Source organism: Streptomyces sp. NPDC051020 (assembly GCF_040683105.1).
Taxonomy (GTDB): Bacteria; Actinomycetota; Actinomycetes; order Streptomycetales; family Streptomycetaceae; genus Streptomyces.
Genome location: NZ_JBFBCG010000114.1, coordinates 1 through 15,381, shown reverse-complemented (window position 1 = coordinate 15,381; position 15,381 = coordinate 1). Strand labels below are relative to the sequence as shown.

At 64.4% G+C, this 15,381-nt stretch carries 12 protein-coding genes; 6 read left to right on the top strand and 6 right to left on the bottom strand.

Features of this window, described 5'->3' with window-relative positions; translation table 11 throughout:
* Positions 1-425 precede the first annotated feature (425 nt).
* Together AB0N06_RS34855 and AB0N06_RS34850 are read right to left on the bottom strand one after the other, a co-directional pair.
* Positions 426-1,412: a methyltransferase gene (locus AB0N06_RS34855; RefSeq protein ID WP_366138697.1), complete on the bottom strand. Its 987-nt coding sequence runs from the start codon at positions 1,410-1,412 to the stop codon at positions 426-428.
* Between the two features lie 23 nt (positions 1,413-1,435).
* Positions 1,436-2,686, bottom strand: coding sequence for an MFS transporter (locus tag AB0N06_RS34850; RefSeq protein WP_366138696.1), 1,251 nt, complete (start codon positions 2,684-2,686; stop codon positions 1,436-1,438).
* Positions 2,687-2,824: 138 nt separating this feature from the next.
* Between AB0N06_RS34850 and AB0N06_RS34845 the strand changes: the two genes are divergently transcribed.
* The gene (locus AB0N06_RS34845; RefSeq protein WP_366138695.1) at positions 2,825-4,162 is read left to right on the top strand and encodes a TldD/PmbA family protein; all 1,338 of its coding nucleotides are present in this window, start codon (positions 2,825-2,827) and stop codon (positions 4,160-4,162) included.
* Position 4,163: 1 nt separating this feature from the next.
* Here the strand turns inward: AB0N06_RS34845 and AB0N06_RS34840 are convergent, their stop codons facing one another.
* The 3 genes from AB0N06_RS34840 to AB0N06_RS34830 form a co-directional block, all read right to left on the bottom strand.
* Positions 4,164-5,402, bottom strand: a complete 1,239-nt coding sequence (locus AB0N06_RS34840) for a cytochrome P450 (RefSeq protein ID WP_366138694.1) — start codon at positions 5,400-5,402, stop codon at positions 4,164-4,166.
* The gene (locus tag AB0N06_RS34835; RefSeq protein ID WP_366138693.1) at positions 5,392-6,333 is read right to left on the bottom strand and encodes an aspartyl/asparaginyl beta-hydroxylase domain-containing protein; all 942 of its coding nucleotides are present in this window, start codon (positions 6,331-6,333) and stop codon (positions 5,392-5,394) included. The genes AB0N06_RS34840 and AB0N06_RS34835 overlap by 11 nt, the downstream gene beginning before the upstream one ends.
* Before the next feature lie 68 nt (positions 6,334-6,401).
* A complete protein-coding gene (locus tag AB0N06_RS34830; RefSeq protein WP_366138692.1) occupies positions 6,402-7,472 on the bottom strand; it encodes a ThiF family adenylyltransferase in 1,071 nt (356 codons plus the stop codon).
* A gap of 679 nt (positions 7,473-8,151) precedes the next feature.
* Here AB0N06_RS34830 and AB0N06_RS34825 point away from each other — a divergent pair.
* The 5 genes from AB0N06_RS34825 to AB0N06_RS34805 all read left to right on the top strand — a co-directional run bounded on the left by AB0N06_RS34825 (position 8,152) and on the right by AB0N06_RS34805 (position 14,817).
* Entirely contained in the window at positions 8,152-9,105 is a 954-nt protein-coding gene (locus AB0N06_RS34825) for an HEXXH motif-containing putative peptide modification protein (protein WP_366138691.1), read from the top strand.
* A 12-nt stretch (positions 9,106-9,117) separates the two neighbouring features.
* The gene (locus AB0N06_RS34820; RefSeq protein WP_366138690.1) at positions 9,118-9,495 is read left to right on the top strand and encodes a hypothetical protein; all 378 of its coding nucleotides are present in this window, start codon (positions 9,118-9,120) and stop codon (positions 9,493-9,495) included.
* 66 nt (positions 9,496-9,561) lie between these two features.
* Positions 9,562-10,509: an aspartyl/asparaginyl beta-hydroxylase domain-containing protein gene (locus tag AB0N06_RS34815; RefSeq protein ID WP_366138689.1), complete on the top strand. Its 948-nt coding sequence runs from the start codon at positions 9,562-9,564 to the stop codon at positions 10,507-10,509.
* Positions 10,510-10,610: 101 nt separating this feature from the next.
* Positions 10,611-13,184 carry an aminopeptidase N gene (pepN, locus tag AB0N06_RS34810; protein WP_366138688.1) on the top strand — a complete coding sequence of 858 codons (2,574 nt, stop codon included), beginning with the start codon at positions 10,611-10,613 and terminating at the stop codon, positions 13,182-13,184.
* A gap of 517 nt (positions 13,185-13,701) precedes the next feature.
* Complete coding sequence (locus AB0N06_RS34805; protein WP_366138687.1) at positions 13,702-14,817, top strand: hypothetical protein; 1,116 nt, start codon at positions 13,702-13,704, stop codon at positions 14,815-14,817.
* Between the two features lie 78 nt (positions 14,818-14,895).
* Here the strand turns inward: AB0N06_RS34805 and AB0N06_RS34800 are convergent, their stop codons facing one another.
* Positions 14,896-15,210, bottom strand: a complete 315-nt coding sequence (locus tag AB0N06_RS34800) for a hypothetical protein (RefSeq protein WP_366138686.1) — start codon at positions 15,208-15,210, stop codon at positions 14,896-14,898.
* Positions 15,211-15,381: the final 171 nt, after the last annotated feature.

Genomic DNA, 15,381 nt, shown 5'->3' with positions numbered 1-15,381 from the left:
GCAGCGACACGCGAAGATCCCACCCGGCACCGGCCGGGACAAACGGGATGAACCGATTACCTCAACTGGCAGCGATCACGCCTGAAGGATCGAGGTCAATGGCTCGTAGAAGCTGATGGGTTCATGGGGTAAACGGGAGCGGTAAACGCGCCTATCCAGTGGGCCGCCATCCAGGCCAGCCATGCCCGGTGTGATGGGGCGCAGCCGACAGCCCCGTCGCCGTCCTGGCGACGGGGCTGTCGGCTGCGGCCACGACCCTTCAGCCGCGCAGGACCGCAAGTTGACCGCCGAAGAGATGTGGGAAGGGACGGTGTCAGGGCTCGCCGCCCGATGAGAATTGGCTTCGGGTTCCGGGCATCGTCACCCATCCGACCACGTCCGCCCGCTATTCGGCATGGAACATCGGGAGGCTACGGCTTCTCAGATCATGCTGGCACGGCTTCCAGAGCGCTGACACCGGTTCGGTTGAGACGCACACGGCTGACCTCGAACCCGCTGGAGAGGCAGATTTTGCGGAAGTCCTCGACTGATCTCTCCCGGCCGCCGAGCATGACCATGACGTTCACGTCCTGGCCGTAGACGGTCGTGGGCGCGCCGTCGAGAAGCTGCTCGAGAATGACCAGGCGTCCAGCCGGAGGAATGACCTCGCGGCAGCGTCGGAGGATGTCGCCTACGACGTGGTCGGGCCAATCGTGTAGGACGCTGGCGAAGGTGTACAGGTCGGCTCCGTTCGGCAGGGTCTCGAAGAAGCTGCCGACCGCAAAGGTGCAACGGTCGGCGACCCCGGCCTGCTGCAGATGGGCTTGGGCCGCGGTGAGCGGTTCCTCAAGATCGAACCAAAGCCCCTGGAGCCCGTCGCGGGCGCGGAGCAACCGGGCCAGGAGCTGTCCGCCGCCGGCCCCGATATCGGCGACGGTCGTGGCCTGCTCGGTGTCGACCAGTTGCTCCACGCCGCGGAAGAGGGCGGCTGAGCGGTAGGCCATGGAAGCTTCAAAACGGCGGCGCTCCTTGTCGTTGTTGGCCAGCTCCTCGAAGTACTCGCCCTGGTAGACCTGCTGGAAGGCTGGCTGTCCGGTCAGGATCGTATGGCGTAGTTCCGCGAACACCTTGTACGTCATGTTGCTCGAGAGCAAGGTGGCGAGTGGTTCCTGGCTGAGCAGGATGCTCATGTCGGTCAGCCCGTAGACGCCCGGGGCGTCGGAGGAAAACACCTCCTTGGTGGTCAGGAAGCGCAGGAGCCGGTTGAGTGCGTCAGCGTTCGCGCCGACGCGCTGGGCTATCTCCTCCGCCGGAAGCGGGCCATCCGCGAGGACCTGGGGGATACCGAGCGAGGAGATCACGTGAATGGCCTGGGGGGTGACGAAATCTGTCAGCCGTGCAAGCGCTGTAGCGGTTTCGGAGCGGTTAGCCATGGGTTTTCTCGTTTCTGGGTGGTTCAGGCCGAGACGGGAGAGGCGGATCTATTAGCGGGTTCGCTACGCATGGTGAGGATGTGGATAAGTGCGCTCAGGAGAGCGAACACGGCAGCCGCAAGCCATACAGTGTGCAATCCCCACCGGTCTGCCAGGAAGCCGTAGACAGTGTTTCCTATTGCCCCACCGAGCATGAGGCAGGTCCCGTTGGTGGAGGCGATAGTGACTCGAAGGTGATCGGCTACACCCCAATGGAGGAGGGTCTCTTGAAGAGGGGCGGTGGCGTGGAATATACAGAAGGCTGTCAGCCAGACGAGGGCGAATATCCACGATGTGGCGTAGGCGGCGATAATGCAGAGGGCAGCTATAGCGAGACGCCCTACAAAGAGTGCGATATTAGCCTTGCGAGGTGAGCCGCCCGTCCACTTTCCGAGCCGGTGAACGACGACAGCGGAGAGGGCGAGGGAAACTGCCGACACCAGGCCGAACAGCGAAGCGCGGCCGTCGGCGTTGCCCAGCAGCCTCTGCAGCGTTGGCTGCCAGTAGACTTCCAATGATGGAACTACTAGGCCGACCGCCCCAAATCCCAGCAGGAGACCGCGGGTTATTGGGGTGTCGAAGCCTGCCCGCAGCCCGTCCCTGAGGCGGCGGCCATAGGCTGCGAACTTCTCGCGCAGTGCAGCAGCCACCTGATCTGTTTCGCTCCGGGCCTGCTTGCCCATACGCAGCAGGGTCAGCAGGACATCGGCTGCCGACAACAGGATGGCAAGCAGCGCGGGCAGCAGGTAGGTGACGGCCACTCCGTGCCAACTGCCAGCGTGCCGGGCGGCCAGGGCCAGTCCGGAGCTGAGCAGTGCGCCGGTACAGAGGGACGTCAGCGTCCAGGTCCGTGCCCCACTCATGATCTGCATGACTTGGCCACGCCGGGAGTCGTCGAGTGAATTCACGTACCACGACTCAATGATCCCGGACTTGGTTGCCCGTGCAATACCCATCACGCCCCAGCACAAGATGGCAAGGGTCGCGGACTCAGAGTAGAGGCACAAAATATAGAGGAGATAGGAGGCGCCGTACAAGAAGGCCCCTATGCAGCTCACCATTCTGGCGCCGTAGGAGTCGGCGAGAGCACCTAGGGGTATATTGCCGATCAGGCTGCCGACAAGATATACACTCATGGCCAGGCCGATCTCTCCCAGAGAAATTCCCTGAGCGCTCATACCGACGACTCCCAGAGGCATGAACAAACCTCGCGGAACGGCGGCGACGATGATCAACGTGTACAACGTGCGTACAGATGTGGTACTCAATTTTCCCTCTGTCTTCCGGTCGGCATAGCCTGCTTGCGTTGCTCTTTGCCTGCCATCGGTGCTACGGTTCACCCGGCCTCTTCGGGATTATCCTCTAGGAATGAATTGATATCCGACGATCTTTTCAGAGACCTCTCGAAAATTGCCGCACGCCGTGCGGATGAAGAGGTGGAAATCTTTGCCGAATCATCACGGCTGGTGCGCTTCAACGGGAAAACCCTCTCGCGTACCCTCAAAGCTGGCGTGAGTATTCGCGTGGTCCGTGGGTGTGTCGAGCGTTGGATTGCGGTTGATTCGCTTGCCCAGACCGATGTCCTTGACGGTGCACGACAGTTGCGGTGGATGGAGGACGATACGTCGCGTTGTCTGCGCACCTCTGCGAGTACGCAGACAACGACGGGTGACTTGTCGCTGGTGGAGGAGCAGTTGGGTACGTTGGTGGGCCAGGCGCAGTCGGCCATGGCTGGCCATGCTGACGTCCTGTTCTCCAGTGAGGCGGGAGACCTGGCCCAGGAGGTCCAGGTGATCAACGCCTGGGGTTGTGCGATGGATCTGCGGACACGATCGCGGCTGGTGGCTCGTTGTGCCCGCAAGGGCGCAGCACCGCTAGCCGTTGTGGCACAGAACTGGGGGTGCAGTGGTGGCCCGCAGGCACTGCTTGACCAGGACAAGACGGCACAGCTGGGAGAGCTGCGGGACCGAGCGCACAGCGCGGCGAACAGTGGTCCTTCGCCAGAAGGCCCATGCACGGTCGTCTTTGCCGACGGTACCGCAGGGGTCTTTGTGCACGAGGCGTGTGGCCATCCGCTCGAGGGTGACCAAGTGCTGCTCGGCAGTGTCTTCGCCGACCGGGTGGGCAGCCGGGTGACCGATGCGGGGCTGACGGTCGTCAACCAGAGCCGCAGGCCGGGAGGGTACGCATCCGCGGAGCGGGACGATGAGGGGCAGCCCACCAGCGATGCCGTGCTTTTGCAAGACGGCATCTGCACTGGGCTGATCACTGACCGGCATAGCAGCCGGGCGCTGAGCACCGACTGCTCCGGGTCAGCGCGGCGCGAGAGCTTTGCCACTTCGCCGCTGCCGCGTATGAGCAACCTCGTGGTTGCGCGCGGCTCGGATGATCCCCGCACGCTCCTTTCCTCCACCCGGTCCGGGCTGTACGTGACGTCGATCAGTGGGCAAGCCCGGACCGACCCCCTCACCGGGGCTTTCGCTCTGCCCCTGGCCGAGGCATGGGTCATTGACCAAGGGGAGCTCGTACGTCCCGTGCGAGGAGGGTTCATTGTGGGGGACTCGCTTTCGGCCCTGCGGTCGATCGACGGCGTCGGCGGAGACCACACCGCCGCGCCGGCCGTCTGCCGGAAGGGACAGCAGAACGTGGATGTCATGACAGCCGCTCCGACGCTTCGCGTGCGTCAACTGCGGGTGGCTCTGTCTGTGTGAGTTAGAACGTCACCTCGAGGCGGTCCGGCCCTCGCCGGTGAGGGTCGGCCGAGAGGGCCCGCTGCTTCTGTGTCCATCTCTCATGCAGGCCGAGGTCGACCAGAGCGCGGAGGAATTCCTGGGCTTGAACGCGCGCCAGCGGAGCCCCCAGGCAGCGGTGGATGCCCCCTCCGAACGTCAGAGGCCGCGGGTTGGGCCGGTCAACCAGGAACAGGTCAGGCCGGTCGAACTCGAGGGGGTCACGGTTGGCGCAGTGCAAGATGACGCACACCCGGGTACCTGTCGCCAGGCGAGTGCCGTTGAGTTCGACGTCCTCCAGTACGTGCCGGGGGGGCACGATGGCCATGCCGCTCTCGAAGCGGAGTACTTCGTCGAGGCAGTTGCTGATCAGTTTGGGTTCGGCGACCAGTTTCGCCATCTCCGCGGGGTGGTCGAGCAGCAGCGCAGCCGCGTTGCCCAGGGTGTACTTGACCGTGTCGAAGCCCGCCACGAACAGTTGGTTGATGTTCGCCGCGATCTCGTGGTCCGTCAGCCGGTCGTCGCCATTACGGGCCTGGGTGAAGCGGGAGACGAGGTCATCTTGCGGGGCGGTTCTGCGCTCGCGGATGAGTTCTAGGAAGAAGTCTTCGCTCTCCGACAGAGCCTGATTGGTGGCGTCGATGGAAACGTCAGTGGTGGTTCGCTGCAGGCTTTCGGAGCGCAGCCGGGTCCACTCCCACACCTGGGCACGGTCCGCCTCGTCGATGCCGAGCAGTTCACACATCACCCAGTTGGGCAGGGGGGCAAACAGATCGGTGACGAGATCGGCACTGCCTTTGCCAGCGAGCTCCTCCAGCCGGTGCAAGAAGTGGCGGCGCACCAGCGGACGGGTGGCTTCCATCTGTGCGACGCTGAGCGCGCTGCCGACCAGCACGCGCAGCCGGGTGTGGTCCGGCGGGTTGTTGTAGGGCAGCACAGAACGTTCCCACCGCTCGAGCGGTGTTCCCGCAAGTTTGGGGTCGACCTCGGCCCGCTGGTCGATCGGCTGACGTCCGAAGCGCTGGTCGCGCAGGACGAGCCGTGAGATGTCGTACTTGGTGGTGAAGTGGATGTTCTGCCGGGTCGATATAACCGGTCCCAGCAGGCTGATTTCGCGTGCGACCGCGAACGGAGTCTCACGGCCTCGCCGGCCGAAGAGTAGTTCACCGACGAGCTTCTCAGCCTGCAGCGCTATGGCGGGGGTGGGTGTCTCAGTGCTCATGGGATGCCCCGTTCCGGGCCAGGCTCAGCTGCTTGACCTTGTTGCCCTGGCGGGACACCAGGCGCACGACGTCCTGGTCGACGTGTACAGTGCGCGCGTCAGTCCATCCCTCGAATCGGAACGACGTAGGCGACGTGGGTACCAGACCGTACAGCGGCCGTTCATTCACGGTGAAGACGAACTGATTGCGGACCCACTGGATGGAGCCGGCCACCGGGCTGTCGTTTGATGTCTGTGTCCCCATCGCCTGGGGCGGGATGGTGAACCGAGCCTGGGCGGTCAGGCGCTGCTCTGGGGTCAGGGACACCCGCGGACGGTTCACGATGATGGAGCTGCGGTCCAGTCCGGCTGCGGAAGCGGCAGGGACGAGGTCCAGGAGCTGGGGGGAGGTGAGGACGTCGATGACCAAGTGGACTCGGGCGGATGCGCCGTTGTTCCACAGACGGTGGGGGCGGGTGAAGTCGCCGAGCCACAAGGTACCGGGCTGCCAGGTGTGCGGTTCGCCATCAATCTCGATGACGGCCTGGTCGTTGGTGGTGATGGGGATGTGCAGCCGGACCTGGCCATGCGCGAACCCGGTGTAGGCGTCGCGGTGTACTTCCACGGCGGCGCCGGGGGCCAGCGAGAGCAGACGGGCCGAGCGCACCTCGGCAGGAAGCTTGTCCAAGATCTCCTGCAGGTACGGCGCATGGGCCAGATAGCGCGTCGGGGCGAATGCGTCCAGCGCGGGTCCCCCAGGGTCTGTCCGGTTCTCGTCTCCGTGTGGGCTGCGCAGCGGCACGCAGGTCCAGTTTGCGGCCGTGATCGGCTGCTCGCCAGCCGGGGCGAAGGGGCGTTCGGGCATCCAGGCAGCCTGGTCGACGCAGCCAAGGTCGTGCTGCAGCCGCTGGACGTCGTATTGCTTGTTCAGCTGGAAAGCGGTCTCGTGCATGACGGCCTTTCAGGGAGCTGACGCGACCGTCAGCAGGACAGGAAGAGTTCAGCGGAAATTGCAGATCATCAGGCGATCGCACACACGCAGTCGGGGTGGACGGCCATCGGCGTTGCTGCAGTGGTCAGCTGCGGGGTGATCTGCAGCTTGTGATTGCGTGACTTGGGCGCCCAGGCGTTGCTGAGCAGCCCTAGAGCCTCGTGCGCCGCCAGTGTGCCGCGGAGACTGATCTCCGTGCTGATCGTTGCGCTCTGGAAGGAGCTCTTCCAGGTGTCGCCGTGGCGATAGGCCAAGAACGCCTGTCCCGCCTCCGTCATAGCCGCCGCGGTCGTCTCGCAGGCGGGGCAGGCCGTGTCCTTGTCCATGTAGAGCGGGCCGATGCCGGCGGCATTGACTCGGAGCAGCGGGATACCCAACTTGGCACAGGCCTCCGCAGCCCATTCGACGACGTAGGTGACCGGCTGGTCGGCCGTGAGCACCACCAGGTCGGGCCGCTCCACCGAATCCAGGATCTGCAGAACATCCTCAGTGCTAGCCAGCTCGGAGCAACGCCCCTCGAACTGGGTGAACTTGGAGACACGCTCCCGCCAAGCAGCCACCACATCGATCTTGGAGGTGCCCACGCTGCTCTCAGGGAACAGAGCCTGGCGCGGCAGATTGGACAGGGCCACCGAATCGGGGTCCACCCCGGTGATCTGACCGACTGCGGACGCGACCAAGTGCATTAGGACCCAACTACTCATCGACCCGAGGCCGAGCATGAGCACATGTGAGCCCTGGAGCCGCGCGAAGTAGTCATAGCGGGTGACACCGGGCGTCTCGTACTCAGCGAAATAGGCGAGCAGACGGTCGAATCGGTCGAGCACCTCTGGTGCCGGGAGTTCCTCGACCGGGACGGGCGTCATGAGGAGGTGCTCCCGGTGCAGGAAAGCGAGCGCGCTCAGGCCGGCCGCGCGCTGCGGATCCGCAGCGTGGAGCAACTCGGCCGAGGTCGTTCCGGCCTGGAGGGCTTCGAGGAACCGCAGCGTCTCGACGCCGGGGATGTGCAGCCGTAGCGGGCTGACGCCTTGACGCAGCAGCAGTACAGCGCCGTCTCCCAAGGGGGCGACGCGGACACTCCGCTTGAGCGCTACAGCCAAGTTTCCCTTTGAAAAATCCATTGTTCTGCCAACCGCCTAGAGATGTGGGCTTCACGCCTCCAATGGAGCGCCGAACCGCGCGTGAAGGCGCAGGTCGCAATCCTTTCCGTGTCCCTAGCAAGGGTCAAGTACTCCAGGGCAAAACCCTAGATGATCACAGTATGTCCGTTTTGCAGATACACTCCTGAAATGCTCCACCACTTGAATAATTCAATCCTCGACAAAATTCCGTACTGGAATCCCCTACTCCGCAACGACGGAGATCTCAGCGCTCGAAATCTCTTGACGCCGTGATCGTTAAGGTGGTTCGCTTCAGCCCGTCGCCGGGACTTCCGGAGGCAAGGGCCACCGGAACGCCGGTGGTTGAATAATCATTTGCGAGAGGGGTCTGCGATGGAGAACATCGTCGAGCAGTCCGAGATCGTCGTCGAGGAAGTTTCCGCCGAGGAGCTTCCCGACTTCGCACTCCTGGACGTCATGGAGTACTGAGTTGCATCTGGGGCGGCCGCACAGGTAATTCGCCTGGGCGGCCGCCCTAGGCTGTCGCATATCTAGGAAATATGAGAGTAACCCTGGAATTGATGTAACCCATTTTGGTTCGCGGTCACCTCTGTCGTACCTGGTGCAGCCCGTGCGGCAGCTTCATTGTTTCCAGGTTCAATTCCGGAGAGTGGCATTCATGTCGATAGCACCCCATGCTGAAGACGCCTTCGCAGAACGCGCGCATCTCCTTCAGCACATACAGAGACTCTTGCCCAGCGATCAGGGCGAGACATCGCCCCTGCCGGCAGACCTGCTGTCCTACCCGGGCTTCATCAGCCATGCGTACGAGATATCGGCAGATCTCGCCCCAGCGGCAGATCTCGCTGAAGTTCGCCGCCATGCCGATGCCAGTGCCGCGCGCACGAAGGTCTCCCCCTGCTCCGCCTGGGCCGTGGACCTTCCGGCACGCGAGCCCCATTCGGCAGCCACCCTGCAGCGCGCCATCCAACAGCTTGACAGCCTCATCAGCACAGGCCACCGCGTCGATGTCACGATCGCCCAATGGTCTGATCAGGAACGACGGACCTTCTGTGCGGCCTCCTGCTTCCTTGCTGAGCACTGGCCCGCCATGCTGGACGAACTGCGGCACACCGTCCGTCAGGTGACCCTGCTGGACGGCGTCGGTATCGCGGGCTTCTCCAACATCACGGCACATGGCGTCATCTTCCTTAACCGCCAGCGTCTCAGGGCGGGTTCGGATGGACTGCCCGGCGTGCTCCGCCTGCTTGAAGGCCTGGTCCATGAAGGCACGCACAACCGCTACAACGCCGCAGACCTTCACACCCCCTTCCTCATCCCCGGCACCGGAGCCCAGGCACCCGTCGTCCAGACACCCCTACGCCCAGACCCCCGCCCTTTGATGGGGCTCTTCCAGCAGCTAATCGTGCTCGTGCGATGCATCGAGCTTTATGCACGGTTCACAGCAGCTGCCACCAACGGCACCGCCATCCAGGACCGGCAGGCCGTTCTCTCCCGACAGGCGTACGAGGCCTACGCTGAATGCGAAAAACACCGCGCCCTGCTGACGGATGCAGGGGCGCAGATCCTGGCAGATGCCTTTCACCGGCTGAACACCTCACCCACGACATAACAGAGGAATGCAGTGAAAGTCATCTACTTGAAAAGCCATCCCTCCGAAGAGGTCGGAGCATTCGGCAGTCATGGCGCCGTTATATCGCGGCTCCTGCGTTCGCGGTCGGCAGTCGCCGCCGACATGATGAGATATGCACCTGGGGCAATCCTCGGACGGCACCGAGCCCAATGCCCGCAAATGTTGCTCATCACCGCCGGCGAGGGCTGGGCCAGCGGAAATGACGGCATAAAGATCCCTGTATCCGTCGGACAAGCCGTCCTGTGGACCGTTGGGGAGGAACACGAATCCGGCAGCGCAACAGGAATGACTGCCGTCATCATCCAAGCGGCCTCCTATGAAGCAGGCCGGGAAACCGTATTCGAGCACCTTCCGGATGCTCCAGAATAAGGCTGCCGCGATTCGGAATCGAACCTGCCTCCACGATGCCAACCTTTGAGAAGAGGTTCACCACACATGCGCCTTAGTGCCGTAAAGCTCCTACGGGAATACGACCCGGCCCTACTCGTCCGCGACCTCAAGGAGGTCCTCAGCGAGCCCTGGGAACCGGAGCGGGCCTACAAAGACGCCGGGGAACGCCCCCTGGCAGCCACCAACTGGACGGGGCTGGCCCTGCGCACCCAAGGGGGAGACCCGCTGCGCACCGACCCCGGGGGCCCCGGACTGCTGCCCTTCACCCCCACCCGCATCCTCGAGCGCACCCCTCACTTCCAGGACGTTCTCGACAGCCTCCCCATGGAACTGCGCAGCGTACGTCTGCTGCGCCTGGGAAGCGGCGCGGAAGTCGGCTTCCACCGCGACGCCCACCACGGCTTCGACTACGGCCAGATCCGTCTCCACATCCCGATCATCACTAACCCGGACGCCATCATCGAGATCGGCGGCGTCTCGCACAACTGGCAACCCGGAACACTGTGGTACGGCGACTTCACCCTGCTACATCGCCTGTGGAACCGCGGCCAGAGCGAGCGGGTCCACATGGTGATCGACGCGCTCGTCAACCCCGCCTTCCTCAACTTGATGCCCGCAGAACTCCGGAACGACCTGCGGACCTCACACGTCATCTTCAACAAAGAGCGCATCACCCTGCCCGACAGCACCCTCAAGGCCATGGAGTGCGACTTCGCCATGCCGACAACGCTGCTGAGCACCGTCGCCGGAGCCGCCTCAAAATGGGCTCAGATCAACAGCGACAGCGTGCCGTCCCGGCTCACCACCACGTACGGCAACCTCACGATCGAGGTAATGGACGAGCCGTTCCTCAGCCTCGTGCCCACAGGGACAAACACCTTCCGCTGCGAAGGATGGACCGACGCCCGCTTCGTCCGCGTCGACACCGACCACATCATCCTGGGCACCCGCCACGGCAACAAGATCCGAGAGCTACGCCTCGCCAAGGCCTGATTTGCCCAGCCCGGGCCCAGCCGCCTTTGCGCGCTAGGGCCTGGGCTTCCTGCTGTCCTGCCCGCTCCACTCCGCAAAGACCCGCACGGAGAGCCCGCACCATGACGATCACCAAGCTGACGTACGACGAATGCCAGACCCGCTCGCGGATACTCTCGGTCGATTCCTACGTGATCGACCTTGACCTCACCGAGCCGGCCGGACAAGACACCTTCCGCTCCACCACCACGGTCACCTTCAGCTGCTCCGCCCCCGGCGCCGCAAGCTTCATCGATCTCGATGCTGCCGACGTCCACCAAGTCCAGCTCAACGGCCAGCTCCTTGATGTTGACCAGGTTTGTGCTCCAGGACGCATCCTCCTGGAGGACTTGCAGCAACAGAACGAGCTGACGGTCGTCGCCCAGTGCAGCTACACGAATACGGGGGAAGGCATGCATCGCTTCCGTGACCCCGTCGACGGCGAGTACTACCTGTACACCCAGTTCGAAGTACCCGACGCACGCAAAGTGTTCGCCTGCTTCGAACAGCCCGATATCAAGGCCACCTTCTCCTTCACCGTCATGGCCCCCCTACACTGGAGCGTGGTCAGCAACGCCCCTGTTGTAGCCAGCATGCAGCGGGAGGACGACCGCATCTGGTCCTTCGCGCCCACCCCGCGCATCCCCACGTACATCACGGCCATCATCGCTGGGCCCTACCATTACGTCTTCGACAGTTACGCCCATGGCGACGAATCCGTTCCCCTCGGCCTGTACTGCCGCAGGTCCCTGGCAGACCAGCTTGATCCAGCAGATATCTTCGAGACCACCAAGCAAGGTCTGGCCTACTTCACCGAGAAGTTTCAGTCTCCTTTCCCATTCCCCAAGTACGACCAGCTCTTCGTTCCCGAGTTCAACGCCAGCGGCATGGAGAACGCCGCCTGCGTAACCCTGCGGGAAGAGCTGATGCTGCCCGCCAGCGCCACCGATGCCGAGTTCCAGCGCAGAGCCGAAACGATCCTCCATGAGCTGGCCCACATGTGGTTCGGCAACTACGTCACCATGACTTGGTGGGACGACCTCTGGCTGAACGAAGCATTCGCCACCTACGCCTCGAACCGCTGCCTCAGCGACGCCACGCGCTGGCCCGCCTCCTGGGTCTCATTCACGGCCACCAAGAAGACCTGGGCATACCAGCAAGATCAGCTCCCTTCCACCCACGCAGTAGCCACCCATATCGACGACGTGGACAGCGTGATGGTCAACTTCGACGGCATCACCTACGCGAAGGGAGCTTCGGTTCTCAAGCAACTGGTCGCCTATGTCGGCGACGATCACTTCTTCGTAGGGCTCCGCCGCTACTTCGCCGCCCACGCCTGGTCCAACGCCACCCTGACCGACCTGCTCATTGTGTTGGAGGAGGCCTCCGGCAGGGATCTGCGAGCGTGGTCGGTCCAGTGGCTTGGGTCTCCCGGCCTCAACATCCTGGCTCCCGAGGTAACCACAGACCCCGACGGCACCATCACCCACTTCGCCGTACGCCAGGAAGCACCCCCCCTTCCGCCCGGCGTCCCCGGCGACAGCATGCTCCGGACACACCGGATAGCAATCGGCTTCTACAACCAGACACCAGATGGCCTCCACCGGGTCCAACGCATCGAGATCGATGTGTCTGGCCCCAGAACCCCCGTGCCGGAACTTTTCGGTGCCCGCTTGCCCGAGGTCATCCTCGTCAACGACGACGACCTCGCCTACTCCAAAATCCGCCTGACCGACCGGTCCCTGGCCGCCATCACCCGCTCAGCCAGCAACTTCACCGACCCGCTGGCCCGGGCCCTCGCATGGTCCGCCGCATGGGAAATGGTCCGCGACGCGGACCTCTCGCCGGCCGCCTACCTCAAGATGGTCTCTCGCGGCATCCATTACGAAACGGAGATCACCGCCCTCCAGACCCTGCAGCGGCAGGTACTCGTCGCCCTGCGGCAGTACGCAGCGCCCAGCCAGCGCCCTGCTCTGCTCGCCCAGTGGGAACAGACCTGCGTTCGGGCATTTCGCGCTGCGCCCCCCGGAAGCAACGAACAGATCGTCTGGCTGCGGGCACTGTCATGTGTCGCCCAGCACCCGCAGAGCATCATCCTGCTCGAGGACCTCTTGCACAACACAGCACCGGACGGATTGCCCCTGGACACCGCACTGCGCTGGACTGCACTCCAGCGCCTCGTAGTCGTGGGCGCCGCCACCGACCAAAGTATCGAACGCGAACTGGCCCGAGACCCCTCTGCTCTCGGAAAGCAGTACGCGGCAGCCACAAAGGCAGCCCGCCCTGACGCCGACGCTAAATCAGAGGCATGGAACTCGGCTATTACCGCGAACATGCTCCCCACAGCGGTGCAAGGCGCTGTCATCAACGGCTTCATGCAGCATGATCAGACAGACCTGCTTGTGCCCTACGTCAGCAAGTACTTCGACGTCATTACGACCGCTTGGCACACTCACGGACGAAAATCCGCCCAACAGATCGTCCTCGGCCTCTACCCCGCTATCCAAGGCGGACAGGAGATACTGCCTCTCACCGACTCCTGGCTCACCGCTACGGACGCCCCGCCCGCGCTGCGGCGGCTTGTGCTGGAATGCCGTGACGGAGCCGCGCGCTCCCTGCGCGCCCAACACGCTGACATGCGCCGCGGAACGCGGTAGGGCGGGGACAGCCCCACAGCGTCCACCATCGCATGGGGGCGCCCCCACGACGGCGACGGCCCGGCGTGGCCCTACGCCTCCTACCTCGTGTAGTTCGATAGCCAAGGCGCACTCACGGAGTGGAACACCTGGGAACCCGAACAGACTGTCTAGCGAGGCCAGTTGTACAAAGCTCCGTGGGGCGGGTACGCGAGCCCCACGTGGACGCCCAGGGACAGTGACGGGCGTCGGCGCCCGTTCCAGCCCGTCGCCTCGCCCCCGGCCGGGACGGTCTGGAAGCAGACAACCATCGACGTACCACCACCCCCGCCCTCCGGCCAGGATGTCTGGAACCGTCTGGTGGAAAGTGACTGGTACCGAAAGGTGCGGTTGAGGTAACTACGCGGGATCTGACGATTATGGTGCAGCACGCATTCATGGCGTCTTCCGAATGGCGTCAGAAGTCCCTGTTGCCAGATCCACACAATCCGATCAACACTTTGCGGACCGCGATCCACCGCCTGGCCAGGAGATTTCTTTGCAGCACGACGGGCTCGTCGAACTGACCCCCACCCAGACGCAGTTCCTCTTCACGATCGCCCAGCCCTACATCCAGACCGGCTCATGGCCGACCTGGGACTACGTGCAGCAGATCCATGACCGCCGGGGAGAGGACGCCGACGAACTCCTGGCCGGCCTTCCCTACGTCGGCGCCCCGTGGCCCGGCGGCGCGCGCTACGGCTTCACCACCCGCGCCGGGCGGCTGACGCCCGACGAGACGATCGGGCTGACGATCGCGGCCGGCGTGCCCCTGCCAGAATTCGATGCTGTGGTGGGCGAGCCCTTCCTGCGTGTTCTGCACCACATGATCGGCCTGCAGAGCTCTCTCCGGCCGGAGCCAGGCAAGGTGAGCCAGGCCCGGCTGGACAGCCAGGAGTTGGCCGCCTCCGTGCCAGGGCTGCGCCCTGGGTTTGTCGCGAACCTCCCGTCGCTGCTCGACACCGAGCCCGCCACCCGTTCCATCGGGAGCGCAGGTGCGGGCGCCTCCGGGGACACATGGTGGCGAGGCATCACCCGCTCCGTGCTCGGCTTCCGGGCCGCGAAGGACCTGAAGACCTACGTGTCGCTCACCTGCGACCTTGTGCATAAGTGGGACCAGGAGCAGCGCGTCGTCATACTCGGGTCCGTGCCGTCCCTCCAGGCAGCCGCCCGTACCCCGGAGCCCGAGCCCGCGGCCCCCGAGCCGACCCAGTACATCAGCCAGCGGCTGATCGACGAACTCGAGGAAGCCGGCGCCAAATCGCCCTGGAAGGTCGACAAGCTGCTGGACCTGATCCGCGAGCTGAACAACAACCACGCTGCCGAGCAGCCGTACTCGTGTCTCGCGCTGATCCGCGCGATCATGGACCACGTGCCCTCGGTCTTCGGGCAGAAGGCGTTCGCTGGCATCGTCAGCTCCGTCTCGATGACCCGCACCGACACGAAGCACTTGGAGGCACTCGGCCGTTACCGCTTCCCGGGCGATGACGTGATGCACCGCCAGGCGAGCAACACCGCCTCTCACATCGACATGAGCGACGTACCGCCCGCCTCGTACATCAAGGTCCTGCTGCGCGAGGTGCTCAAGGCCCTGCAGAACGGCGCCACTAGTTAGCCCTCGCGTCGGGCGAACACCGCCGGGCCCCGAACCAGTGCACAGTTCGGGGCCCTTCGGACCGGCGCGGGCCACCTACTACGGGGCCGCCTCGTCCGAGGCGGTCGACGACCGCCGACGGACGACGTCCGGCAGATGGCGGGAGCAGGCGGCCGGGATGGAGAACAGCCCGATCATGCCGAGCCCGGTCACGACAGCGCTCAGCAGGCCCGCCGAAACCGACGGGTCGTCGACCGAGGCCACCCCGCAGAACACCGAGCTGACCGCGACGAACACCAGCGTCGCGACGATCCACCGCTCCCGCAGCGCGGAGCGGGTGAGGGCGACCACGCCCACCCACCACATCCAGCCCGCCATCACGCAGAACAGCACGGCCACCGGCGGCAGCAGCACGGGCGGCGCCCCCTCTCTGACATCGTTGGGTGAGACACCTCGGCGTTATCAGTTAGCCTGGGTGGACGAACGAGCGGGAGAACCACCCGTATGACGAGCACCAGCGGTCCCGGCGCCGATCCGGCGCCGAAGCCGAAGCGTCGCACCTTCACCGCCGAGTACAAGCTGCGG

What these genes read in the sequence shown, in the direction of transcription:
- AB0N06_RS34840 (WP_366138694.1), bottom strand. Translation starts at nt 5,402, where the DNA reads ATGAGCACTGAGACACCCACCCCCGCCATAGCGCTGCAGGCTGAGAAG.
- pepN (WP_366138688.1), top strand. Translation starts at nt 10,611, where the DNA reads ATGACGATCACCAAGCTGACGTACGACGAATGCCAGACCCGCTCGCGG.
- AB0N06_RS34835 (WP_366138693.1), bottom strand. Translation starts at nt 6,333, where the DNA reads ATGCACGAGACCGCTTTCCAGCTGAACAAGCAATACGACGTCCAGCGG.
- AB0N06_RS34815 (WP_366138689.1), top strand. Translation starts at nt 9,562, where the DNA reads ATGCGCCTTAGTGCCGTAAAGCTCCTACGGGAATACGACCCGGCCCTA.
- AB0N06_RS34825 (WP_366138691.1), top strand. Translation starts at nt 8,152, where the DNA reads ATGTCGATAGCACCCCATGCTGAAGACGCCTTCGCAGAACGCGCGCAT.
- AB0N06_RS34855 (WP_366138697.1), bottom strand. Translation starts at nt 1,412, where the DNA reads ATGGCTAACCGCTCCGAAACCGCTACAGCGCTTGCACGGCTGACAGAT.